Below are 23,069 nucleotides of genomic sequence, written 5' to 3'. Positions count from 1 at the left end.
AGAGCACCTTGAAAAATGCCGGTGTCAGGCGCCGGGCCTGGCTTACAAGCCGACCAGCCCGGCCAGTCCGCCGATATCGGGAATCTGGTGGTATTCGAAGCTGCTGTTGGCTGGCTGCTCATGACCACGCGCCACGAATACCTTGTTCCTGATCTTCATGTCATGCGCCGAGAACAGGTCGTAACGGAAGCTCGAGGACACATGCAAGATGTCTTCCGGGCCGCAACCCAGGTTGTCGAGCATGAACTCGAAAGCAGCCAGACGCGGTTTGTAGGCCTTGGCCTGTTCAGCGGTGAACACCTTGTGGAACGGCGCGCCGAGCTTTTCGACGTTGGACATGATCTGGCTGTCGCTGGCGTTGGAGAAAATCACCAGCGGGATCTTGTCGGCGATTTTCGACAGGCCGGCGGGCACATCGGCGTGCGGGCCCCAGGTCGGCACGGCGTCGTAATACAGTTGGCCTTCTTCGCGGTATTCAACGTTCCAGCGCTTGCAGGTGCGAGCCAGTGCGACCTTGAGGATTTCGTCGTACGGCATCCAGTCACCCATGACCTGATCCAGACGATACGCCGAAAAATCCTTGACGAACTGATCCATCTGTTCAGCCGCAACGCGGTCGGCAAACAGCTCGCGCGTCATGGTGCCCATGTGGAAATTGGTCAAGGTGCCGTAGCAGTCGAACGTAATGAATTTTGGTCGAAGAAAGCTCATTGTGTGCGGTCCTGAAAGTTCGTTGAGGTCATGGCATGACGAGCAATCCGGCCTGATGTTCAGGGGCGGTGATGCACGCTGCAGCACAACCTCATTACAACACCGTGAAATCAGCAGATGGCGTTAAAAGTGATGGCTGCTTGATAGAAACCACCGTTTTGAGGTGCGCGCTCAGCAGACTTTGCGGGGCGCTCCAGCCTTGGGCAGAGCCCGGTTTTCGGCGCTTTTATGACCCTTTTCAGGGCGCTCGGGCTCAAACCCGCGGGTTTGCGCCGCAGAAACTGCGCCGCGCCAGCGCTTGGCGGGCGACAAACTCCGAGCCCTATATAAAAGGCTTGAACACGGGGTGAAAACCCTAAGCATTTGCTGCCGGAGGCCGCGCCGATTTAAGCAGTAACTGTGGTCTGGCGAACGGCACTTCGTGGAATCTGCCGAATGCGTGCAGCCCTCTTGTCACCGTCCGCAGCAGGTGGGATACAACATGCCTGACGCATCCTTTTATTGCCTGTGCATCCTTCTGGACGGAGACACGTCATGCTCGCTCAGCAACGCCTCGATTTTGAATTTCGCCCCATGACCGCAGCCGATGTCGGTAACGCTCATGAGTTATCCATTGCCCTGAAGTGGCCGCATCGACTGGAAGACTGGGCCATGCTGCAACGAGTCGCCCAAGGCTTTGTTGCAGTACACAACGGTCGCTTGATCGGCAGTGCCTTCGCCTGCCATCAGGGCGAGTTTTCCACTATCGGTCTGGTGATTGTCAGCGACGACTATCAAGGCAAGGGCATTGGCCGCAAATTGATGGAGCTTGCTGTCGGCTGCGTGCCGCCACGCACCGCCATCCTCAATGCAACACTTGCCGGCGCCCCGCTGTACGAAAAAATGGGCTTCGTCAGTTTTGGTGAGGTTCAACAGCGTCAGGGGCAGGCACAACTGCCTGACACAACCGCATTGAAAGCACAGGAAAGCAGTCGTGCGCTGAGCGAGGCTGACCATGCTCGCGTGCTGGAACTGGCCAATGCCGGTTCGGGTATGGACCGTTCGGTAACGCTGGGCGATGTGCTGAATAACCTTGAGCACGCAGTCGGCATCGAACGCGATGGCCAGTTGCAGGCTTTTGCCCTGTTGCGCCCGTTCGGCCGTGGCCTGTGCATCGGCCCTGTCGTCGCCCAGACGGTGGAACAGGCCAGGCACATGATCGAGCAACTGCTGGCCAAAGTGCCTTGCGCCTTTGTACGCATCGACATCCCGACCGACTGCGGCCTGGCCGACTGGCTGGACGAAGCCGGCCTCAAGCGTGTCGATAGCGTGACCTGCATGAGCATGGGCGCAGTTCCGCAAGCCAGCCAGGGCGTGCGCCAGTTTGCGCTGATTACCCAGGCGATCGGCTGATCGCCCGGAAAAACATCATCGTGCCAATGCTCTGCGCTCAGCGTTACACAAAAGTGCGGATGAGCTCTAAAAGCGGGGCTGAAACCGCAGTGGCAGGCTGGGCAGAAACCTACAGTGGGAGCGAACTTGTTCGCGAAGACGGTAATTCAGGCGATATATTTTCGAAGAATGTACCGGCCCTTTCGCGAACGAGCGAAGCGTCGCCCGGTCCGCTCCCACAAGAGTTGGGTATAACGCCAAGCGCACCGCGTTGGAACGATCATCGATGAATCATAAATTCTCATCCAGGAGCCCAACCCAATGCCCCACCCCACAGTCCTGCTATTGGCCCGCGCTGACCTCAGCCCGGTAGATACCGAATTCACCACCGGCCCCATTGATGCGCATGACCCGTTCGACAGTGGCCGCCGCACAGCATTTGTCGATGAACAGGGTATTGCGGCTGGCATCGTTGAATTGGGTACGGCGCTCTCGATAGAGGCCTACCCCTACACCGAAATGCTGGTGATGCATCGCGGTAGCGTCACGCTGACCTCTGGCACCGGCAGCATCACCATCAGCACCGGCGAAAGTGCCGTGATCGGTCGTGGCACGCAAGTACGTATAGAAGCGCAACCGGACAGCCTCTGGGCGTTCTGCGCATCCACTCAGGCCAGCGGCCCCGACAAACCCGGTGTCACCGCCCTGGACCGCCTCGCCATGCTCACACCGTCCTCACCGCCAGCCCCGGCGATCATGATCAGCGCGCTGCCGCAGTGCCGCAGCAACAACCTGTTTGAAGACACCGCAAGCACTTTGCGCATCGGCGTCTGGGACTCCACACCCTACGAGCGCATCTCGCGCCCGCACAAAATCCATGAGCTGATGAGCCTGATCGAAGGCAGCGTAGTGTTGAGCCTGGAAAACGGTCCGAGCCTGACCGTGAACACTGGCGACACCGTATTCGTCGCCCAGGGCGCGCCCTGCAAATGGACCAGCACGGGGTATGTGCGCAAGTTTTATGCTGTGACGTGAAGAAAGTTATTGCGCCCTTCAGTCTTGCAGGGCGCAATATACTTACATGTTTAGCTCTCGCCAGCGCAGTTAATCCAATGCAGCGCTAAAAGACAAGAATAAAAAATTTCTTTCGCCAATGCACGAAGAATCAGAAGTTTCCTACTTGCCTTCCGTGTCGCTTGTGTTAAGAAAAAATAACTAATTTCAGCAAGTTGAAATTTGCTCCTGACGGGCCCATCAAGGCAGTCATGCGCTTTATGCATTGCTTAACCTTTATCTCTCATGTTGACTGGAGATACTTTATCTGACCGACGCATTCACTGTGCGCACACTTACTAACCCTCCGCGAGACTCTATAAGCTGAACGATCCGTATGGGCACGAACGACCGCTGCCCCGTTTCGTCTCGCGTTTACCTTATTCAAAATCAATATGAAATTACTCATTTAACTCAAGGATTATTCCCTATGAAAACCAACAAGACCTTATTGGCTTCCCTTGCTTTTGCAACACTGTGCACCAGCGTTACGGCGCAAGCGGGACCAGCAGTTACTGTTACATTTAAAAACCTGGGCTCCGAGGTGGCGGAGTATAAACCCGTTACGCGTAATGAGATATCTGCCCGGCTGAATGCTAAATCACCGATTAACTCTGCAGTCCCCCCCGGGAGGTTCAGATACTTACTCGATGCAAAGCACTCTCTCGCCGGATACCAGCTACGCCAGTGTTCGCTACGTCATGGGGTCCAAGGTTTGCGTATTCTCGACCACCTTTATAAAGCTTCCCGGTGCAGGCGGGGCCAAGGTGCCGAAATGGAACCGGACTGCAAATTCTGAAGGCGGCGCTGTCTGCGCGGCGACGTCTCGCGCCACCAATCTGTCCACCTACGCGTGGGCTGCTGAATTCACCATGAAATAAGCCCCCCGGAGCGTGCGTGTCGCATTTTGATACGCACGCTTTTCAGCGGAAAACTAAAGCGGTGTCTGGCTGGGCCGATACAAAGAGTGAATATAAAGCCATGGATTGGCCCCTGCCGCGAGGACGCAGCATGATTGATACGATATCCCTCACACACCTCACCAATAAAACTGCACTATCGACTGTCGGGAAAAGCACCTCCGCCACGACTTTGAACTCCAGCCTGAAAGAGCTTGATTCTGCATCTGCTATTGACGGTGCCACCTTCTCGACATTGTCCAGTCAATTAAGTAGTAGTTCCGCACGAGCCCAAGCCCGCGACAGCAGTCTTGACTTCAAAAACCTGGGGGCCTTGGCAAAAAAAATTAGTGATAAAGTTGCAGGCAACAGCTATTACGCCAGTAGAAAACTGCACGACGCAGAGATTCCGGATACGGACGACCCTGCATTGCTCGAAAGAGCCATGCAAGCGACTTCGTTCAACAACGGGGCAGGAAAAAACCCATTCGCGGGTTTATCTCAGGATCAACTGAGGTTGATTATTTATGACGAGGGTGGCGACTTCACAATAAACGAAAGAAATGCCGCGTACTCCGAAAACTACTCTCAAGAGCAAGTATGGAAAAGGGCCATATGCCAAAGGTATACCGACGAATACAACGAAACCGGCAAAAGTACTCAAACACTGGTCATGCTTCTCGCCCACTATGACCAGCTGCCACCCATAGAAAAAGCACAATACCCCGCCAATTACGCCGCGCTCATCACATCGGACGACAGCTCGGCCATGGACATTTTCAACGCGCTGAAAAGCCAGTCAGATATTCAGGAGGCTTGAGCGCCTACGACGGAGCACGCGGTTTCGCGTGCCCGGTATTGCTGTCGGCGTCCTGCTGAATTGCCGCTCGCCGACAAAACGGCCATTTCATTAGTCGTGGCTCAGGGCCAACGTATAAAACTTGCTGTCCACCGCAATCAGCGGAAAGCTCGCTGGCAGGTCCTTTTTCTCGATCTCCCGAAAGCCGTGCTTCTCGTAGAAGCGATGCGCGGCATGAAACTTGTCGGTCGTGCCCAGGAACATCTCAGTAACGCCCCTGCTGCTGGACTCCTTGATCAAGCAGTCCAGCAGCTTGGCTGCAATCGAGAACTCTTTGCCGCGAAACGGCGCGGCAACGAACATCTTGCGCAGCGCTGCCTGCCCTGAGCCGATGTCCTTGAGCGCGATGCTGCCGACGACCTGATTACCTTGCACCGCGACCCAGAAATCACCTGTGCCGGTCTGGTAAAACGTGGGAATCGCCTTCAGATCAGGCTGATCCTCGGCGGTGATGGGGATACCGAATTCTTCACGCTGGATGGGCAGGATCAATGCCGACACACCTTGCTCATCGTTCGGCACAAAACGACGTACCTGAATTCCGGTCGCTGTCACAAACCACCTCCTTGCCATCGTCACAAATGGAAATGAGTATTCCAGACAAGCAAACGCCCCGACAAGTCGAGGCGTTTCCATGAGCATTTACGGGGTCCGTATGTGGGGACGGACACGGAGATGTTTAATTACAACATGGCTCCGGCGACCTCGCAGTTACGACGGTTGCCGTTGAATCAGGCATTCAGTCGTGCCCCTCCAACCCCGGCCGTGGACAACTCCCGACCGCCGCGATTGAGCTGATCACTGGCCTAATGCGCTGTGGCCGAAGCGATAGCCATATGAGCAGATTTTTCGACGCATGAACGGCATAGGCTAGGCCATCCATCATGTGGTCAAACGTCGCGGACGTGCGGGCTCACAATGTTAATCGAGTCACATGGAGAGAGAGAATCGATACTTCGGTGCGCAGCGAAATTGACGGTTTGGGTACACAGGCTAAACAATGCAGATCTGCATTACGTTGCTCCGGCAGTTCTGCCGCTGCGCGAGAGGTGCTGAGCGGATTTGGGATTTTATTGTTTTACCAAGGAACGGGTTTATGGCTGAAGTAAAGAAAATACCTTACTACACGATGAAACGGTCTATTTTTCGTGGCAAAGTATGGAAAGAAAATGATGGCCTAGAGGGGGCTGTCCCCATCAATACTCCGCAAAAAATCTCCTATAATCGTTGCGCGCCTGGTCAAGTAGTCTTAAAGCCCACAGAGCGTAGTAAAGAGCAACGTATGGCGCAACAAACAGAAGCGGGAGGTAAGAGATCGCTTACTGAAGTTAAAAATAATAAACCCTCCTCCGTGGAAACCAAACCCTCAAAGCCCTATACGCGAGAGCGCGATGCGGAAGATAAGGAAAAGCTTCCAGAGTTTGATCTTCAGGATATTCCTTTGGCCATGGACAAAATAGGTTGGCCGACAGCTGCCAAGATCGCCAAACGGTGGTTCGCTAGCCCTAAGCATATCTACAATAACCAACCCAATTCAGTTCAACCCATTGATGACACAACAGTGACATTAAAATGGGCTTTTAAGTATGGAAGCGTAGCAGAAAAATTTAATGAATTAATTGAAGAAAAAATTCATTTTGAAAAAGCAATTGCAGGTGCTAAACAAAAAATCCTCACGCATGTAAAAAATAAATTCGATGATTCTAGTTCGGCAGCAAATCTTTCCTTTGATACGTCTCCTTGGATAGGGGATATCAGGCAGTTTCATATTGACTGGCAAATTCAGTTTCAGGCAATATCAACAAGTAACACTCTTGACGGCATGAGTTTAACTGATCTCACTGCCACGCTAGGAAATTTTAATATCTATGCTGCTATTGGCAGGGTTGAAGTTGCTGTGGAAAAATTTTACAGATATGACGATACAGCCAGAACAAAAACTTTTTGCGCTGAAGCTACGGCGACCATTACTAGTGTATATACCTACCTGAAAGACAACTATTCCTTTAACGACAAAAATGATGGCAACAGTCAATATCTAGGGCACTGGAACAAAAATGACATGATTCTTTCCTACGCTGCCGTTGTCAGTGATCTTGTTGACGGTAAGAAAATTCATACTAATATGGGTAGTACCCCTATAACTGAAACTAAAATCAATTGGGACTATTTGCCTGGCGGGCAGATTGACAAGCCAGTAGATAAAAGAACAGGTATTGTCAGAAAATTTATGGAGAAAGATGTTTACTGGCCTGTGTACAATAGCTCTTATAGTGAGTGGAGAGAAAAGCATGGTCGGGGTGGCGATTTTATGATTTACAGCAGACCTGAAATACATAAACTAAAAAAGCCTATTATCATAAAGCTGGATACATTATGCAAACCCTCAGAGCCCATGTAAGAAAAATGTACCTCTGGTCTTTTTTCTTCTTTGTTTTTATATTTATTGCTTTGGTTATTTACTCCACTGCATTTAACGTGCTAGACAATACTGACTGCCAGAGCTACAACCACACTAAAGAATTAAACGGAGGCACAAAAAACTTCGACAATGAGAAATTTATAATAAATATTTGCGGAGCCGGACTCAACAACAGTCTTTTTAATGGCGATGGCATGGAGAGGGTCCGGCTGACTATCTTCGACGATCAAGGCGAGCTGTTAGCCAGGAGATACTATAGGATCTTTTGGGACGGCCAGCCCGGACATGAGCCGCTTAAGTTTTCTGAAAGCAGTATTACCTATCAAGACGACAAGGAGCAGAAAGGTCACGCAATCACTATGCCTCCTACACGCTTGGAGTGGATTCGGGCACGGCTTCCCCTATAATTTTGGTCCTCATACGAATGGGCTTATTACGGATATTAGAGAAGCCCTGATGCAGTGGAAGCGCTCATTGATAAGGATTTAGCCAGAGACTATACGAGCCCTCTGATTGACTCTGAAGTAAAGGGCGTAAAGTTTTATTTATTGAAATGCCTTGATCTCTACTTCGGTAAAGAACTCAATGCTCTGGTAAAGAAGTTTGTAATAAAGCCGGGCCCTACCTACAGGCAAGATAATAAATGACTGACGCCAACGCTGATATTTACACGGAGGTTGTGCGGACGCTATTCAATCGTCGAGTCGCAATCTGAACGGTTCTACATCAAGTACTCAATTCCAGGACCAAAAAAAACCGCCTGATGAAGGCGGTTTTTTTAGAGGACGCTAATTACAACTTCGGACCCGCAGCCTTGATGGCGTCGCTCACGTCGAACTTCTTGAAGTTCTCCACGAACAGACCAGCCAGGGCCTTGGCGGCTTCGTCGTAGGCAGCTTTGTCAGCCCAGGTGTTGCGTGGGTTGAGCAGGCCGGTGTCGACGCCGGGTACCGATTTCGGTACGTCGAGGTTGATGGTGTCCAGGTGCTCGGTTTCTGCACCGATCAGTGCGCCGCTCTGGATGGCTGCGACCACGCCACGGGTGGTCGGGATGTTGAAGCGCTTGCCGACGCCGTAGCCACCGCCGGTCCAGCCGGTGTTGACCAGGTAGACCTTGGATTTGAAGCCGCGGATGCGCTTGATCAGCAGTTCAGCGTATTCGCCAGCCGGACGCGGGAAGAACGGGGCACCGAAGCAGGTGGAGAAGGTGGACTTGATGCCCGAACCCGAACCCATCTCGGTCGAACCGACCAGTGCGGTGTAACCCGACAGGAAGTGGTAGGCAGCCTGTTCTTCGCTGAGGATCGACACCGGTGGCAGGACGCCGGTCAGGTCGCAGGTCAGGAAGATCACGGCGTTTGGCTCGCCGCCGAGGTTTTTCGGTGCGCGTTTTTCGATCAGTTCACGCGGGTATGCCGCACGGCTGTTCTGGGTCAGGCTGCTGTCGGCGTAATCGGCTTTTTTGGTAACCGGGTCGAGTACGACGTTTTCCAGTACCGCGCCGTGCTGGATGGCTTTCCAGATGACCGGCTCGTTCTTCTCGGACAGGTCGATGCACTTGGCATAGCAACCGCCTTCGATGTTGAACACCACGCCTTCGCCCCAGCCGTGTTCGTCGTCACCGATCAGGTAGCGGCTTTCGTCGGCGGACAGGGTGGTTTTGCCGGTGCCGGACAGGCCGAAGAACAGGGTTACATCGCCCTCTTCGCCCATGTTGGCTGCGCAGTGCATCGGCAGAACGTCGGAAGCCGGGAGCAGGAAGTTCTGCACCGAGAACATGGCTTTCTTCATTTCGCCGGCATAACGCATGCCTGCGATCAGCACCTTGCGGGCTGCGAAGTTGATGATGACGGTGCCATCGGAGTTGGTGCCGTCACGCTCAGGGTCGCAGACGAACCATGGCGCGTTCTGGATTTCCCACTCGTCCTTGCCAGCCGGGTTGTACTGTTCAGGGTTGATGAACAGGCAACGGCCGAACAGGTTGTGCCACGCAGTTTCGGTGGTCATCTTGACGGGCAGGTAGTGCGCAGGATCGGAGCCTACATGAACGTGGGAAACGAAGCGCTCGCGCTCGGCCAGGTATGCACCGACACGGTTCCACAAGGCGTCGAATTTCTCGGCCGGAAACTTGCGGTTGATCGGGCCCCAGGCGATGGCGTCCTGGGTGCTCGGCTCTTCAACAATGAAACGATCGACCGGCGAACGGCCAGTACGATGGCCTGTCTCCACAACCAGTGCGCCAGTGTCGGAAAGTACGCCTTCGTTACGGGCAAGGGCTTCCTTGACCAGTTCGTCGGTGCTCAGATCGGTGTGCACAGCGTTGTTGATTTGCGTCATGAGGTTCCCCGTCGGCCTGTAGCCGAGTGCTCCAAACGGTTTTGTAGTAAAAAAACAACCACTACTACAGCGTAAAAGTGGGCCGGATTATGCCAGAAATGCCCAGAAATGGTAGGACCCTCCTGTCAGAACAGCATTACAAGGGCCCATACCGTATTCTGAGGGGCTTTACGCGTTGATCAATGGCGCGTGTCAGATGGCGAATCGACACCGCCGCCAGCAAACAGCTGTGCAACGTCAGTGGCATCGAACAGGTAGCGCTCGTTGCAGAACTGACAGTCGATCTCGATGCTGCCGTTGTGCTCGATGACCAGTTGCTGCGCGTCCTCCAGGCCAAGACTGACCAATGCGTTGGCCGAGCGCTCGCGCGAGCAACTGCAGCGAAAACAGATTGGCTGGGCGTCGAACAGGCGCACCGGGTCTTCGTGATACAGGCGATGCAAAATGGTCTGGTTGTCCAGGCCGAGCATTTCTTCGGCAGTCAGGGTGCTGGCGAGGGTAATGACATGTTCCCAGCTGGCATCGCGCTCTTCCGGGTCGGTGATCTGTGCGGCAGGCAGTTGCTGCAGCAGCAGGCCGCGGGCGCGATGACCGTCAGCCTTGAGCCAGAAACGGGTGCCCAACTGCTCGGACATCACGAAGTAGTTAGAGAGGCTTTCCGACAGGTCGACGCCATCCAGCGCCACAATGCCCTGATAGCGCTTGCCCTTGTGCGGGTCGACAGTCAATGCCAGCGAACCGTCAGGCATCAGGTCCTGCAGGCCCGCGTCTGGCGTGATGAGCGTTTCGTCATAGCGGGCGATGCCGCGCAGCTCGCGTTCGCTGGAGCATTCGACCATCAGCAGCGGTACAGCGCCGCTGGAGCGCGCCTGCAAAATCAGCAGTCCGTCGAACTTGAGGGTGCCGACCAGCAGAGCGGCGGCAGCCATCAGTTCTCCCAGCAACTGCGCGACCGGCTCCGGGTACGGGTGCTTGGCGAGTACTTCGGCATAACTGCGTTCAAGGGCTACCAGCTCTCCACGAACGTCGCTTTCGTCGAAGATGAAGCGCTGGGTGAAATCGGTGTCCGGTAAATCATGCATAGGGAAGGTATCTGAAGTAATGACATTGGATGGCACGCGGCTGAGCAAGCACCGTCCGGCACTCGAAAGCGCCGTGGCCATGCGGATTGACCGGCATTTTAGGAGCTATCCGGTGCGCTTCCAAGCGGGTTGGCCGTTCGGGCTGATCGCCGGAGCCGCCATGCGCTGTTTTCAGTCGTTGTTGTGGCTGGCACGGAAACCAAAAAGCTCCCGGCGTTGCTTCTTGGTGGGCTTTCCGTCGGTAGTTACACCCAGGTTGCCAGCCTTGCGCTGAGCGGCCGCGCTTTCTCTTTTGGCGATGCTGTCGGGTGTCTCGCTATACAGCGTCTGCGCCTCAGGCGCACCCCGGCGAACGGTGGACAACGCCTCGACCACTATCGTGCGCTCATCGAAGCCTATGCGAATCTGAAACTCGTCGCCTGGACGAGGCTCCTTGCCGGGCTTGCAACGTTCGCCGCGACAGTGCACCTTGCCGCTTTCGATAGCTGCTTTGGCCAATGCGCGTGTTTTGAAAAAACGTGCGGCCCACAGCCATTTATCCAGACGGACCTTGTCATCTTCTTCCGGCTTTTGCGCCATTTGAATTCCTCATCAGTGCAGCAGTCTGAACGTTATCGGGCTCATCAGGAAACGCGACTGCGTCGCTCGCCTGATGTGTACATACCCACACGAACATGAAGTAACCGATCCTTGCTTGTCAAAAACAGCTATTCCCCTTTTCATTGCCCGACCCCTACATGGAGCGCGACGTGACAGATTTTCCAACTTCGTTGACCGCCCCCAGAAAAGGGTGCGCGGGATGCACGGGCAGTCCGGAACTGGATTTCTCGTTTGACTACGCGTATCAACCGATCGTGAACCTTCACGACCAGTCGATTTTCGCTCACGAGGCGCTGGTTCGTGGCCCCAATGGCGAAGGTGCGATGTCCGTTCTGAGTCAGGTCAACGACCAGAACCGCTACCGCTTCGATCAGGCGTGTCGGACCACCGCCATCGCCGGTGCCGCGAAACTGGGCATGAACGAGCGTTTATCGATCAACTTTTTGCCCAACGCCGTGTATCGTCCCGAGCTGTGTATCCGCAGCACGCTGGAGGCCGCGAGGCAGCGTGACTTTCCTGTCGAGCGTTTGATTTTCGAAACAATCGAAAGCGAGCATGTGGATAACAATGGGCACTTGAGCAATATTCTGCGCGAGTATCGCGAGTTCGGCTTCATGACCGCCATCGATGATTTCGGTGCCGGGTATTCCGGGCTGACGCTGCTCGCGGACTTTCAGCCAGACCTGATAAAGCTCGACATGAACCTGATTCGCGACATTCATCGTGATCGCGCGCGTCAGGCTATTGTTCGGGGTGTTGTCACAATGTGTTCGGACTTGGGGATTAAGCTCATCGCCGAAGGTATAGAGCAGGTTGAGGAGCGGGACTTTCTCGCCGATTGCGGCATTTTCCTGATGCAGGGCTATCTGTTCGCCAAACCTGCATTCAAAGCCCTGGCGCAGATAGCACCTGACGTCTGGCAGAAGTCTTGAGACATACGGAATTGCTTTGAAAACATTCGACCATCTGACAGTCATCGGCCTGCGCGAGTGGGTAGCGCTTCCCGACCTGGGGGTGGCGGGCCTGCGGGCAAAAATCGATACCGGTGCGAGCACGTCAAGCCTGCATGCCACCGAAATCGAACCTTTTGAGCGCGATGGCCAGAAATGGGTGCGCTTCAACGCGCATCTGGGCACTGTGGTTCAGTTGCGGCATCGCCGCTGCGAGGCGCAACTGGTCGCCATGAAAACCATTAAAAGCTCCAATGGCCACGCGCAGGTGCGTTACGTCATTCGCACCACGCTGGCCCTGGGTGATCGTATCTGGCCAGTGGAATTCACACTGGCTTGCCGCAAGTCGATGCGTTATCGACTGCTGCTGGGTTCCAAAGCGCTGATCGACGGCCAACTGGTGGTCAATCCGGGCATAACTTACGTACAAGACAAGCCGGTGTTCCCGGCCTCTACTTCCTCAGGTGTTGCATGAAGATCGCTGTGCTTTCGCGTAATCCGCGTCTGTATTCCACCCGTCGTCTGGTCGAAGCTGGCATCGAGCGTGGCCATGAGATGGTGGTGATCGACACCCTGCGCGCCTATATGAACATCGCTAGCCACAAGCCGCAGATCCACTATCGCGGCAAACCTCTGGAGGGCTTCGATGCGGTGATTCCGCGCATCGGTGCTTCGGTGACTTTCTATGGCTGTGCGGTGTTGCGTCAGTTTGAAATGATGGGCGTGTTTCCGCTCAATGAGTCGGTCGCCATTGCCCGCTCGCGCGACAAGTTGCGCTCGCTGCAACTGCTGTCACGTCGGGGCATCGGCTTGCCGGTGACAGGCTTTGCCCACTCGCCTGACGATATTCCCGACCTGATCCAGATGGTCAACGGCGCGCCGCTGGTCATCAAGGTGCTGGAAGGCACTCAGGGCATCGGCGTGGTGCTGTGCGAAACGGCCACGGCGGCCGAATCGGTGATCGAAGCCTTCATGGGTCTCAAGCAGGACATCATGGTGCAGGAGTACATCAAGGAAGCGGGCGGTGCCGATATTCGCTGCTTCGTTGTCGGTGACAAGGTCATCGCCTCGATGAAGCGTCAGGCCAAACCGGGCGAGTTTCGTTCCAACCTGCACCGTGGCGGCAGTGCCAGCCTGATCAAGATCACCCCGGAAGAACGCATGACTGCATTGCGTGCAGCCAAGGTCATGGGCTTGAGTGTGGCGGGTGTGGATATTCTGCGCTCCAATCACGGCCCGCTGGTGATGGAGGTCAACTCGTCACCTGGCCTGGAAGGCATTGAAGTCACCACCAGCAAGGATGTGGCCGGGATGATTATCGAGTATCTGGAGAAAAACAGCGGCCCGCACATGACCCGCACCAAAGGAAAAGGCTGACAGGGCGGCGACTCGACTCAATCGCTCAGGCCATGAGCTTGTCTGCGGATAAGCTGGCCTGAGCACTTCACTACCGTACATCTGTTAAATGCGCCGAGTAATCGATTCAGCAGCGCTATGTTCTTTCTGCAGACCCGCTTCTCTCCATCAGGCCGAAGACGACGTTTTAGCCACCTTCGCGCCGAATCGCCCTCTCGCCTCGCGACATAAATCAACACATTTCTGCTTATTTGTATGCCGATTGAGCATGAGGTAGTCGTTTACGGCATTAGACGTATGCGCGTGCCATGGGAATAGTTGCGACTTTTTTCGCCTGCTACAGAGCCGGGATGCTCGTCTGCGGTGACCTTCTCGGGACATTTCCAAAGGGATCCCCTGCCCTGAAACTGCTTTGAAAAGCACGCTCGGCGCATCGGTCTTGGACTTGCCCAAGCCACTTTGAACAAGGGTAATAATATGAAGAAGGCAAAGCTGAGTCTGGCCTGGCAGATTCTTATCGGACTGGTACTGGGTATCGCGGTGGGTGCGCTGCTCAACCATTTCAGCGCCGAGAAGGCCTGGTGGATCACCAATCTCCTGCAGCCTGCGGGCGATATCTTCATTCGTCTGATCAAGATGATCGTTATCCCTATCGTTGTCGCATCGCTGATTGTAGGCATCGCGGGCGTAGGCGACGCCAAGAAACTGGGGCGCATCGGTCTGAAGACCATCCTCTATTTCGAAGTCGTGACCACCATCGCCATTCTGGTGGGCCTGGTGCTGGCCAATGTGTTCCATCCGGGCACGGGTATCGACATGAGCACGCTGGGTACGGTGGATATCTCCAAATACCAGCAGACAACGGCCGAAGTTCAGCATGATCACGCGTTTATCGCGACCATTCTCAACCTGATCCCGTCCAACATCTTTGCTGCCATGGCGCGTGGCGAGATGCTGCCGATCATCTTCTTTTCAGTGCTGTTCGGTCTCGGGCTTTCCAGCCTGCAGGCAGAGGTCCGTGAGCCTCTGGTGAAGCTGTTTCAGGGCGTCTCGGAAACCATGTTCAAGGTCACGCACATGATCATGAACTACGCGCCGATCGGCGTGTTCGCGCTGATTGCGGTGACCGTCGCCAACTTCGGTTTCGCCTCCCTGTTGCCGCTCGCCAAGCTGGTGATTCTGGTGTACGTGGCCATCGCCTTCTTTGCCTTCGTGGTGCTGGGGCTGATCGCTCGGGCATTCGGCTTCTCGGTGATCAGGCTGATGCGCATCTTCAAGGACGAGCTGATTCTGTCCTACTCCACCGCCAGCTCCGAAACCGTACTGCCACGCGTGATCCAGAAAATGGAAGCCTACGGCGCGCCAAAAGCGATCTGCAGCTTCGTGGTGCCGACGGGTTATTCGTTCAACCTCGATGGTTCTACGCTTTATCAGAGCATTGCGGCGATCTTCATTGCCCAGCTGTATGGCATTGACCTGTCGATTGGCGCGCAGCTGATGCTGGTTCTGACCCTGATGGTCACGTCCAAAGGTATCGCGGGTGTGCCGGGTGTTTCCTTCGTGGTACTGCTGGCAACGTTGGGCAGCGCCGGTATCCCGCTGGAAGGCCTGGCGTTTATTGCCGGTGTCGACCGGATCATGGACATGGCGCGTACGGCCCTGAATGTGATCGGCAACGCGCTGGCCGTACTGGTCATCTCGCGCTGGGAAGGCATGTACGACGATGAAAAGGGCGAGCGCTACTGGAACTCCCTGCCGCACTGGCGCAGCAAGGAACCTGTACCGATGGGCCAGCCGACGGCTGACTGATCTTCGTCAATGTGCTGACAAACCCCGGACCTCCGGGGTTTGTTGTTTTCAGGTCGCCGGTTAGACTGCCTGCCTTACCAGAGGAATGAACATGAACGACGCACTCGACAATGACGAAGAAGAATTTGCCGCCTCGACCCTGATCGAAGCCATCGAGAACCAGATCGAATCCGGTAACCCGCCAGCGGCCAAGGCTGTTTTCAACATGCTTACCCTGGTTAACTACGAGCGTGAAGACATTCTCGAAATGATGGCGCACGTCCTGGCCATCGAAATCGACGCCTTGCTGGAGCAGGACCGTCCGTTCGATACGCAATGGTACGAAGCAGCGCTGCGGGCCCTGCCCGATCTGCCCCCGGAAAAGTAACCTTGCGGTCAGGTCGTGCCAGCAAGATATATGCTGCAAACACTCCAGACGCTGACTACACTGCAAATGCCCCGCTGCCGCATGATCCTCCGGGGCTGCCACGCCAAACCGGCTTCAACGGTCATCCAGAACCGACGAGCGCAGATTGGACACGTCGATTCCAGAGCACACCCGCCAGCCGGCGAGGTCGTACTACTACAAAAAGTCTGGAGTACCTATGTCGTATACCCCTGAGTTGGTTGCCGAACTGGAAATCCTTGCACTGTTCAATCTGGGAAACACCCAGGAAGGCCTGAAAGTCCACCATGTAGCGGCACCCACTGCCGTTGCAGCAGCAAAAAGACTCTTCGATAAAGGACTGACGACCCAGGTCGATGGCGGTTATCTGACCAGCCTCGGGCTTGAGGCCGCTCAACATGCCCAATCACTGTTGACCATCCTCAACGTTTCCAAACAAGCTGCCTGACAGGCGCAGGGCCTGCGCACAAAAAAGCGTGGCAGGCCCTTCACTTATCTGAACGCCGGTCGATACAGGATTCTGGCGTCAGAATAACAACCCGACTGAATCCTTTTCTCTCGGCTGCAAACCTTCTCCGCCATCTTTGCTCAGTAATTCCACGCCTGCACAGGCCAGATGCCTTGAGTTGCGATGACGCGTAATCCTGAAATTCGCCCCGACCTGGATGAGGGCATCGACCGCAAGGTTCTCAGCCAGTTGCGCAACCGTTTCCTGTCGCTCAATGACGGGCGATATGCGCGTGCCCTCGAAGGCATGTCGACCCGCCAGCAAAGCGTTCTGACCCTGCTGCCGCTGTTCTTTCACGTCAACCACCCTCTGCTGCCCGGTTACGTTTCCGGTGGCACGCCTGCTGGCGTCTCGCAGTACGAACCGGACACGCTGGCGCTGGCCGAAGCGCAACGCCTGACACGCTCCTTCTCTTACAAGGTCCGGCGTGGTAACGCTCCTCAGCCGATTCACGGCCTGTTCCTGATGGGCAGCCTCGGTACGCTGGCCCAGGCTGAACAAAGCGACATGGACGTATGGGTCTGCCACGACAGCGAACTGGAGCCGGAGGCCATCGCCGAACTGCGCAGGAAATGCCAGGCCCTTGAAGCCTGGGCCGCCACTATGGGGGCAGAAGCGCACTTTTTCCTGATTGACCCGCAACGTTTCAAGCGCGGGGACCGCGACTCGCAGCTCAGCTCTGACGACTGCGGCACTACCCAGCATTACCTGTTGCTCGATGAGTTTTATCGCACGGCGATCTGGCTCGCAGGGCGCACCCCGATGTGGTGGCTGGTGCCAGTCTATGAAGAGCAGAACTATGAGGATTACACCCATACCCTGCTGAGCAAACGCTTCATTCGCGCCAGCGAAGTGCTCGACCTCGGGCCGATGTCGCACATTCCTGCGGCGGAGTTTATCGGTGCCGGCTTGTGGCAGTTGTTCAAGGGTATCGAGTCGCCCTACAAGTCTGTTCTCAAGCTGCTGCTGATCGAGGTTTACTCCAGTGAACATCCCCGCGTGCAGTGCCTGAGCCTGCGTTTCAAGCAAGCGGTGTTTGCCAACCAACTGGACCTGGATGAGCTGGACCCGTACGTGGTTGTGTACCGGCGTATCGAAGAGCATCTGCAGGCACGCAACGAGCAAGAGCGCCTCGAACTGGTACGGCGCAGCCTGTACCTGAAGGTCAACAAAAAGCTCACCGGCTCGAGCCGTCAGCGCAATACCGGTTGGCAACGCCTGCTGCTGGAGCGCCTGACCTTTGAGTGGGGCTGGGATGAACGACAACTGGCGCTGCTCGACAGCCGCAGCCAGTGGAAAGTGCGCCAGGTGGCCAGCGAGCGTCGTGCACTGGTTAACGAGCTCAATTACAGCTATCGCTTTCAGACCCGGTTCGCCAGAACGCAAAGCACCGCCGACGCGCTCAATGCTCGTGACCTGACCATACTCGGTCGGCGCCTGTATGCCGCTTTCGAGCGCAAGGCGGGCAAGGTCGAGTTCATCAATCCGGGCATCGCTCCGGACCTTGCAGAAGATACGCTGACGCTGGTGCATTCCCCTGATAAACGCGAGCCAGGCAAGCATCAGTGGGCCCTGTACAACGGCAACCTGGGTATTCACGAGTGGCCGAACTTTTCGCCAATCAAGCGCAGCCGGGAATTGCTCGAGCTGCTGACCTGGTGCCACCGCAACAACGTGATCGACACCACGACCCGCGTGGCGCTGCATCCGGGCACCAGTGACTTGAGCGAGTTCGAGTTGTTCAACCTGCTCGGTGCCTTGCAGCAGAGTATTGAACTGCCGCTGCCCGAGGTCAGCGACGACGAGCTGCTCATGCCCAGTACACCCAGCGAGATACTGTTGCTGGTCAATGTCGGTGTCGACCCGCTCAGGCATCACCGCGACCTTAATATTCTGATGACCACCGAGCGCACCGACTCGCTCAGTTACGCGGGTGTCCGGGAGAATCTGGTGCTGACGCTGGACCAGATCACCCTCAATACCTGGAACGAAACGCTGGTCAGCCGCTATGACGGCCCGCATGCCCTGCTCGACTGCATGAGCGAACTGCTCGGCAGCCTGCCGCAGAGCGGTAAACAGCCGCAGATTCGGGTGCGCTGCTTCTGTCATAACCGGGCGCCTGCCATCGCCCAGCGGGTTGAAGAGTTGATCAGCACGGCCCGGTTATTACTCGCCAGGCAGTTGAACCACCGTTATCTGATTCAGGTGCAGCAGCAGTATCATGTGCTGGAGATCAAACCCGGACAGGTCGGTCATGTAGTGGTCAACAGCCTGCCAGGCCTGTTCAAGTACCTGGGTGAAGAGCTGCCGTTGTACAGCCCTTTGCATCTGGACCCTCAGGCACTCGACGGCCACGATCTGGCCCTGATCCTGCCACTTGGCCAGCCTGAATGTATTCAGGTGTTCTACCGAATCAACGAGCCGGATGCCGACGTGTACGTGCTGGACGAACACAATTCGCTCTGGCACCAGCGCCTGCCGTATCACGACGAACAAAGCCTGCTGACGCCACTGCAGCGTTTTCTTCACTCGCTGGTTTATCGCCGAGGCGCGTCATTGCCGCTGGACGACCCGTCCGAGCCGGTTTCGCTGGAAACCCTTTATTACCAAGTGCTGCCTTCTGGCCCCGGGCTTGCCCGGCGTGTCGAACATCGGTTGGCACCGACTGCGGCGGACAAGGCGTTTTATGACGTGCAGGCAATCATCGAAGAAACCTCGCCCGGACAGCTGAGCGCCACGCTGTACTGCGATAACTGCGAGTTTTCCGAGCTGGAATATGGCGATCAGCTGTATGCCGCCGTTGCCCGGCAAATTCTCGGCAAACGCCTGGAACCCCAGCGCTATCGCTGTTACATCACCGATCTGGACCTGTCCGGGCTGCTGGATGACCGGCATGGACAAAGCATCCTCTTCCTGCATCACAAGGCAGAGCTGGAAAAGCTGTTGAACGAGGCGATGGACCAGGCCTGACGTACGCTTGTCCTGCCCCGCGCGCCTAACGTTCCAACGCCGAGCATTGGCACGATAGGTGTTCTCTGGTGCGCCTATCGTTCCGCACGCTCCAGCGTGGGAATGCCGTTCTGGACGCTCTGCGTCCGCTCTTGAATGCGGAGGCGCTTTACGGATGCAGCGCCTTCGATTACTCGTACTCGCCCGCTGCTTCCGGCTGATATTCCACCGCCAGCAAGGTCAGCTTGAGGGTCTTGCCGCCCGGTGCTGGCCAGTCGATGTGCTGGCCGACGTGCAGACCCAGCAACGCCGAGCCCATTGGTGCCAGAACCGAGACGGTGCCGTCTGCGCCTGCATCCTGTGGATAAACCAGCTTGAGGTGGTAATCCTTGCCGCTGACTTCTTCACGGCAATGCACACGCGAATTCATGGTCACAACGCCCGCAGGCACTTCATCGTGGCCCACTACCTGGTCGGCGCGGTCCAGTTCGGCCTGCAACGCCTGGATGCCCGGCGTGTTTTCGTCCTGGCTGTCGATGAAACTCTCAAGACGCTGTACATCGAGGCGGGTGAGGATGATCGAAGGTGCTGTGGTCATGGTCTGGGCAGACTCCTTTATTCTCCATGAATAAAACAAAACCCCGCCGGGGTGGGCGGGGTTCTACGGGCCTCTCAATCTGGAGAAGCAGGTTCCGACACTAACACAGCGCAGTAAATACACAACCCGACGCGGCATCAGCCTGCGGTCTGGCCCGCGCTGGCTCGACGCTGTTCCGCTTCATGGCGAATCTGTCGACGACGATGGTCATCGGCCGAGCGCCATTCGCGGATGTCTTCGACATGACGGAAGCACCCGAGGCAAACCTTCTGCTCATCGAGCCGGCACAGGCTGATACAGGGCGACGGTACAGCCGGGCTGACGTTGCTGAAAAGCGGTTTGGGCGGTCGAACGGGGGACTGGCTCACGATCAGATCTCGTCGAAATCCAGTTCGACACCGGCTTGCTCAAGGGTGATGCGCGCAAGCATTTCGCTGAGCAGCTCATCACTGGTGTCGCAGGCCCAACGGCTGTTCTCTTCGTCATAATCGAAATGGAAACCGCCGGAGCGGGCTGCCAGCCACAGCTGACGAAGCGGCTCCTGACGACTGAAGATCAGTTGCGAGCCGTTTTCGAACTTGACGGTGAGGACGCCGGCCGAGTTTTCCAGGTCGACATCCAGGTCGCTCTCGTCGAAAACATCTTCCAGCACCTGCTGCGTCGCATCGACGAGGTCGTGAAAACGGGCTTCGGTCAAACTCATTGCGGGAACCTCGATAAGTGTCTGCAAATAGCGCAGAGGGGCAAGATACGGACGCAGCCAGGCAAATGCAAAGCTTACTCATCATTGACGATGCACGAGCACTTTAATCCCGATCAACCACCGCTCTGCTGCGGCTTTCACGTCAAAGGCACGCCAGACGGGACGCCGCTCGCATAGGCAAGCTGCCGGGTGGTCGGTATACTCTGGCGCAATTAATGCTTTTACAAAGGATTTCGCCATGAAGCGCCTGATCTCTTCGCTTGCTGCGCTTGTCGCGGTCGCTTGTCTTGTTACGGCCTGCGGCCAGAAAGGCCCGCTGTATCTGCCGGATGACACCAAAACTCCGGATGAACAAGCCAAATCGCAATCGCACAAGCGCCTTTAAGGGAATTCAATGGACGCCTTCAACTACCGCGACGGTGAGCTGTTCGCGGAAGGGGTAGCATTGTCTGCCATTGCCGAGCGCTTCGGCACGCCGACCTATGTCTACTCGCGCGCTCATATAGAGGCGCAATACCGTGCCTACGCCGATGCGCTGAGCGGCATGCCGCATATGGTCTGCTTCGCCGTAAAAGCCAACTCCAATCTGGGCGTGTTAAATGTCCTGGCGCGTCTTGGCGCCGGTTTCGACATTGTTTCGCGCGGCGAACTGGAGCGTGTGCTGGCCGCAGGCGGCAAAGCCGAGAAGATCGTGTTTTCCGGCGTCGGCAAGACCCGTGAAGACATGCGTCGCGCTCTTGAAGTTGGTGTGCACTGCTTCAATGTCGAATCCACCGACGAGCTTGAGCGCCTGCAGGAAGTGGCTGCCGAGCTCGACGTTCGTGCGCCGATATCGCTGCGGGTCAACCCGGATGTGGATGCAGGCACTCACCCTTACATCTCCACCGGCCTTAAAGAAAACAAATTCGGCATCGCCATTGCAGATGCCGAAGACGTTTACATTCGCGCCTCGCAACTGCCAAACCTGGAGGTGATCGGGGTCGACTGCCATATTGGCTCGCAACTGACCACGCTCGAGCCGTTCATTGATGCGCTGGATCGCCTGCTGGACCTGGTTGATCGCCTGGGCGATTGCGGCATTCACCTGCACCATATCGATCTGGGTGGCGGTCTTGGTGTGCGTTATCGCGACGAAGAGCCTCCGCTGGCGGCCGACTACATCAAAGCCGTGCGTGAGCGACTGGCTGGTCGTGATCTGGGGCTGTTGTTCGAGCCGGGGCGCTTCATCGTGGCCAACGCAGGCGCGCTGCTGACCCGCGTCGAATACCTCAAGCACACCGAGCACAAGGATTTCGCCATCGTCGATGCGGCGATGAACGATCTGATCCGCCCAGCGCTTTATCAGGCGTGGATGGACGTCACCGCGGTACGCCCGCGCGACGGCGAACCTCGTGCGTACGACATCGTCGGGCCGATCTGCGAGACCGGCGACTTCCTCGCCAAAGGGCGCGAGCTGGCGCTGGCCGAAGGCGATCTGTTGGCGGTCCATTCGGCCGGTGCCTATGGCTTCGTCATGAGTTCGAACTACAACACCCGTGGCCGTGCTGCTGAGGTACTGGTCGACGGTTCCCAGGCTTTTGAAGTGCGTCGTCGCGAAACCGTGGCCGAGCTGTTCGCTGGCGAAAGCCTGCTGCCGGAGTAATCCCATGCTGCTGCGTTTTACCAAGATGCACGGGCTGGGTAACGACTTCATGGTCCTGGACCTTGTGAGTCAGCACGCGCACATCTTGCCCAAGCATGCCAAACAATGGGGCGACCGCCACACCGGTATCGGTTTCGATCAGCTTTTGCTGGTCGAGGCGCCGAACAATCCGGATGTGGACTTTCGCTACCGAATCTTCAACTCCGATGGTTCCGAAGTCGAACAGTGCGGCAACGGCGCGCGCTGCTTTGCCCGTTTCGTACTCGACAAGCGCCTGACGGCCAAGAAGCAGATACGCGTCGAGACCAAGAGCGGCATCATTGAGCTGGATATCCGCAGCGACGGGCAGATCAGCGTCGATATGGGGCCACCCAGGTTTGTCCCGGAAGAAATACCTTTCGAGGCCGCAGAGCAGGCCACCCGTTACAACGTCGAGGTAGACGGGCAGAATATCGAACTGGCTGCTGTGTCCATGGGCAACCCGCATGCCGTACTGCGTGTCGATGACATCAATAACGCGCCGGTCCACGAGCTGGGGCCAAAGATCGAGCATCACCCGCGCTTTCCGGCACGGGTCAATGTGGGCTTTCTCCACGTGGTGGATCGTCAGCGTGCGCAGTTGCGTGTCTGGGAGCGTGGTGCCGGGGAAACCCAGGCCTGTGGCACCGGCGCCTGTGCGGCGGCGGTTGCTGCCATCAGCCAGGGCTGGATGGATTCGCCGCTGCTGATCGACCTGCCCGGAGGTCGCCTGTCCATCGAATGGGCTGGCCCGGGACATTCTGTCATGATGACCGGCCCCGCCGTCAGGGTTTATGAAGGCCAAGTTCGTCTTTGA

At 56.4% G+C, this 23,069-nt stretch carries 24 protein-coding genes and 1 pseudogene; 17 read left to right on the top strand and 8 right to left on the bottom strand.

What is annotated here, in order from left to right; all coding sequences use genetic code 11:
- Positions 1 to 42: 42 nt before the first annotated feature.
- Positions 43 to 711 carry a haloacid dehalogenase type II gene (locus FFH21_RS27120; protein ID WP_004659581.1) on the bottom strand — a complete coding sequence of 223 codons (669 nt, stop codon included), beginning with the start codon at positions 709 to 711 and terminating at the stop codon, positions 43 to 45.
- A gap of 534 nt (positions 712 to 1,245) precedes the next feature.
- On the opposite strand from FFH21_RS27120, the gene FFH21_RS27110 reads away from it, so the two are divergent.
- From FFH21_RS27110 to FFH21_RS27090, 4 genes and pseudogenes are all read left to right on the top strand, one after another.
- On the top strand, positions 1,246 to 2,103 hold the full coding sequence (locus FFH21_RS27110) for a GNAT family N-acetyltransferase (protein WP_004659582.1): 858 nt from the start codon (positions 1,246 to 1,248) through the stop codon (positions 2,101 to 2,103).
- Between the two features lie 300 nt (positions 2,104 to 2,403).
- On the top strand, positions 2,404 to 3,117 hold the full coding sequence (locus FFH21_RS27100) for a cupin domain-containing protein (protein WP_004663176.1): 714 nt from the start codon (positions 2,404 to 2,406) through the stop codon (positions 3,115 to 3,117).
- Between the two features lie 448 nt (positions 3,118 to 3,565).
- A pseudogene (locus FFH21_RS27095) lies at positions 3,566 to 4,016 on the top strand (hypothetical protein).
- A 130-nt stretch (positions 4,017 to 4,146) separates the two neighbouring features.
- Complete coding sequence (locus FFH21_RS27090; RefSeq protein WP_004659586.1) at positions 4,147 to 4,854, top strand: hypothetical protein; 708 nt, start codon at positions 4,147 to 4,149, stop codon at positions 4,852 to 4,854.
- Positions 4,855 to 4,944: 90 nt separating this feature from the next.
- Here FFH21_RS27090 and FFH21_RS27085 read toward each other — a convergent pair whose 3' ends face one another.
- Entirely contained in the window at positions 4,945 to 5,448 is a 504-nt protein-coding gene (locus tag FFH21_RS27085; protein WP_004659587.1) for a GNAT family N-acetyltransferase, read from the bottom strand.
- 541 nt (positions 5,449 to 5,989) lie between these two features.
- Here FFH21_RS27085 and FFH21_RS27080 point away from each other — a divergent pair.
- The 3 genes from FFH21_RS27080 to FFH21_RS27070 are packed head-to-tail and all read left to right on the top strand — an operon-like array spanning position 5,990 to position 7,962.
- Positions 5,990 to 7,294: a DUF6402 family protein gene (locus tag FFH21_RS27080; protein WP_011169857.1), complete on the top strand. Its 1,305-nt coding sequence runs from the start codon at positions 5,990 to 5,992 to the stop codon at positions 7,292 to 7,294.
- A gap of 5 nt (positions 7,295 to 7,299) precedes the next feature.
- On the top strand, positions 7,300 to 7,722 hold the full coding sequence (locus FFH21_RS27075) for a hypothetical protein (RefSeq protein ID WP_004659590.1): 423 nt from the start codon (positions 7,300 to 7,302) through the stop codon (positions 7,720 to 7,722).
- 54 nt (positions 7,723 to 7,776) lie between these two features.
- Positions 7,777 to 7,962 (top strand): T6SS amidase immunity protein Tai4 family protein, encoded by a 186-nt coding sequence (locus FFH21_RS27070; protein ID WP_004659591.1) that lies wholly within the window; start codon positions 7,777 to 7,779, stop codon positions 7,960 to 7,962.
- A gap of 145 nt (positions 7,963 to 8,107) precedes the next feature.
- On the opposite strand, the gene FFH21_RS27065 is transcribed toward FFH21_RS27070, so the two are convergent.
- The 3 genes from FFH21_RS27065 to FFH21_RS27055 form a co-directional block, all read right to left on the bottom strand.
- On the bottom strand, positions 8,108 to 9,652 hold the full coding sequence (locus tag FFH21_RS27065; RefSeq protein WP_011169856.1) for a phosphoenolpyruvate carboxykinase: 1,545 nt from the start codon (positions 9,650 to 9,652) through the stop codon (positions 8,108 to 8,110).
- 179 nt (positions 9,653 to 9,831) lie between these two features.
- Positions 9,832 to 10,734, bottom strand: a complete 903-nt coding sequence (hslO, locus tag FFH21_RS27060) for an Hsp33 family molecular chaperone HslO (RefSeq protein WP_004663183.1) — start codon at positions 10,732 to 10,734, stop codon at positions 9,832 to 9,834.
- A 171-nt stretch (positions 10,735 to 10,905) separates the two neighbouring features.
- On the bottom strand, positions 10,906 to 11,313 hold the full coding sequence (locus FFH21_RS27055; protein ID WP_011169855.1) for an RNA-binding S4 domain-containing protein: 408 nt from the start codon (positions 11,311 to 11,313) through the stop codon (positions 10,906 to 10,908).
- A 170-nt stretch (positions 11,314 to 11,483) separates the two neighbouring features.
- On the opposite strand from FFH21_RS27055, the gene FFH21_RS27050 reads away from it, so the two are divergent.
- The 7 genes from FFH21_RS27050 (at position 11,484) to FFH21_RS27020 (ending at position 19,312) form a co-directional block, all read left to right on the top strand.
- Positions 11,484 to 12,266: an EAL domain-containing protein gene (locus tag FFH21_RS27050; protein ID WP_011169854.1), complete on the top strand. Its 783-nt coding sequence runs from the start codon at positions 11,484 to 11,486 to the stop codon at positions 12,264 to 12,266.
- Between the two features lie 49 nt (positions 12,267 to 12,315).
- Positions 12,316 to 12,759, top strand: coding sequence for an ATP-dependent zinc protease (locus tag FFH21_RS27045; protein WP_170947379.1), 444 nt, complete (start codon positions 12,316 to 12,318; stop codon positions 12,757 to 12,759).
- Positions 12,756 to 13,661, top strand: a complete 906-nt coding sequence (rimK, locus tag FFH21_RS27040) for a 30S ribosomal protein S6--L-glutamate ligase (protein WP_003318100.1) — start codon at positions 12,756 to 12,758, stop codon at positions 13,659 to 13,661. Before FFH21_RS27045 ends, rimK begins: the two co-directional genes overlap by 4 nt.
- 456 nt (positions 13,662 to 14,117) lie before the next feature.
- Positions 14,118 to 15,449 (top strand): glutamate/aspartate:proton symporter GltP, encoded by a 1,332-nt coding sequence (gltP, locus tag FFH21_RS27035; protein WP_002555824.1) that lies wholly within the window; start codon positions 14,118 to 14,120, stop codon positions 15,447 to 15,449.
- Between the two features lie 91 nt (positions 15,450 to 15,540).
- Positions 15,541 to 15,816, top strand: a complete 276-nt coding sequence (locus FFH21_RS27030) for a hypothetical protein (RefSeq protein WP_004659597.1) — start codon at positions 15,541 to 15,543, stop codon at positions 15,814 to 15,816.
- 217 nt (positions 15,817 to 16,033) lie between these two features.
- On the top strand, positions 16,034 to 16,282 hold the full coding sequence (locus tag FFH21_RS27025; protein ID WP_002555822.1) for a TIGR02647 family protein: 249 nt from the start codon (positions 16,034 to 16,036) through the stop codon (positions 16,280 to 16,282).
- Positions 16,283 to 16,465: 183 nt separating this feature from the next.
- A complete protein-coding gene (locus FFH21_RS27020; RefSeq protein ID WP_011169852.1) occupies positions 16,466 to 19,312 on the top strand; it encodes a class I adenylate cyclase in 2,847 nt (948 codons plus the stop codon).
- 169 nt (positions 19,313 to 19,481) lie between these two features.
- Here the strand turns inward: FFH21_RS27020 and rnk are convergent, their stop codons facing one another.
- The 3 genes from rnk to cyaY all read right to left on the bottom strand — a co-directional run bounded on the left by rnk (position 19,482) and on the right by cyaY (position 20,592).
- Positions 19,482 to 19,889: a nucleoside diphosphate kinase regulator gene (gene rnk, locus FFH21_RS27010; RefSeq protein ID WP_011169851.1), complete on the bottom strand. Its 408-nt coding sequence runs from the start codon at positions 19,887 to 19,889 to the stop codon at positions 19,482 to 19,484.
- A gap of 137 nt (positions 19,890 to 20,026) precedes the next feature.
- On the bottom strand, positions 20,027 to 20,257 hold the full coding sequence (locus FFH21_RS27005) for a DUF1289 domain-containing protein (protein ID WP_004659602.1): 231 nt from the start codon (positions 20,255 to 20,257) through the stop codon (positions 20,027 to 20,029).
- A gap of 2 nt (positions 20,258 to 20,259) precedes the next feature.
- Complete coding sequence (gene cyaY, locus FFH21_RS27000; protein WP_004659603.1) at positions 20,260 to 20,592, bottom strand: iron donor protein CyaY; 333 nt, start codon at positions 20,590 to 20,592, stop codon at positions 20,260 to 20,262.
- A 238-nt stretch (positions 20,593 to 20,830) separates the two neighbouring features.
- Between cyaY and FFH21_RS26995 the strand changes: the two genes are divergently transcribed.
- The 3 genes from FFH21_RS26995 to dapF are packed head-to-tail and all read left to right on the top strand — an operon-like array spanning position 20,831 to position 23,069.
- Positions 20,831 to 20,977, top strand: a complete 147-nt coding sequence (locus FFH21_RS26995; RefSeq protein WP_004659604.1) for a lipoprotein — start codon at positions 20,831 to 20,833, stop codon at positions 20,975 to 20,977.
- Positions 20,978 to 20,986: 9 nt separating this feature from the next.
- The gene (gene lysA / locus FFH21_RS26990) at positions 20,987 to 22,234 is read left to right on the top strand and encodes a diaminopimelate decarboxylase (RefSeq protein WP_004659605.1); all 1,248 of its coding nucleotides are present in this window, start codon (positions 20,987 to 20,989) and stop codon (positions 22,232 to 22,234) included.
- Between the two features lie 4 nt (positions 22,235 to 22,238).
- Positions 22,239 to 23,069, top strand: a complete 831-nt coding sequence (dapF, locus tag FFH21_RS26985) for a diaminopimelate epimerase (RefSeq protein ID WP_004659606.1) — start codon at positions 22,239 to 22,241, stop codon at positions 23,067 to 23,069.

Origin of the sequence: Pseudomonas sp. KBS0707 (genome assembly GCF_005937945.2) — a bacterium.
Lineage (GTDB): Bacteria > Pseudomonadota > Gammaproteobacteria > Pseudomonadales > Pseudomonadaceae > Aquipseudomonas > Aquipseudomonas amygdali.
The sequence above is the reverse complement of the archived record's forward strand: the minus strand, read 5'-3'. Positions and strand labels throughout refer to the sequence as shown.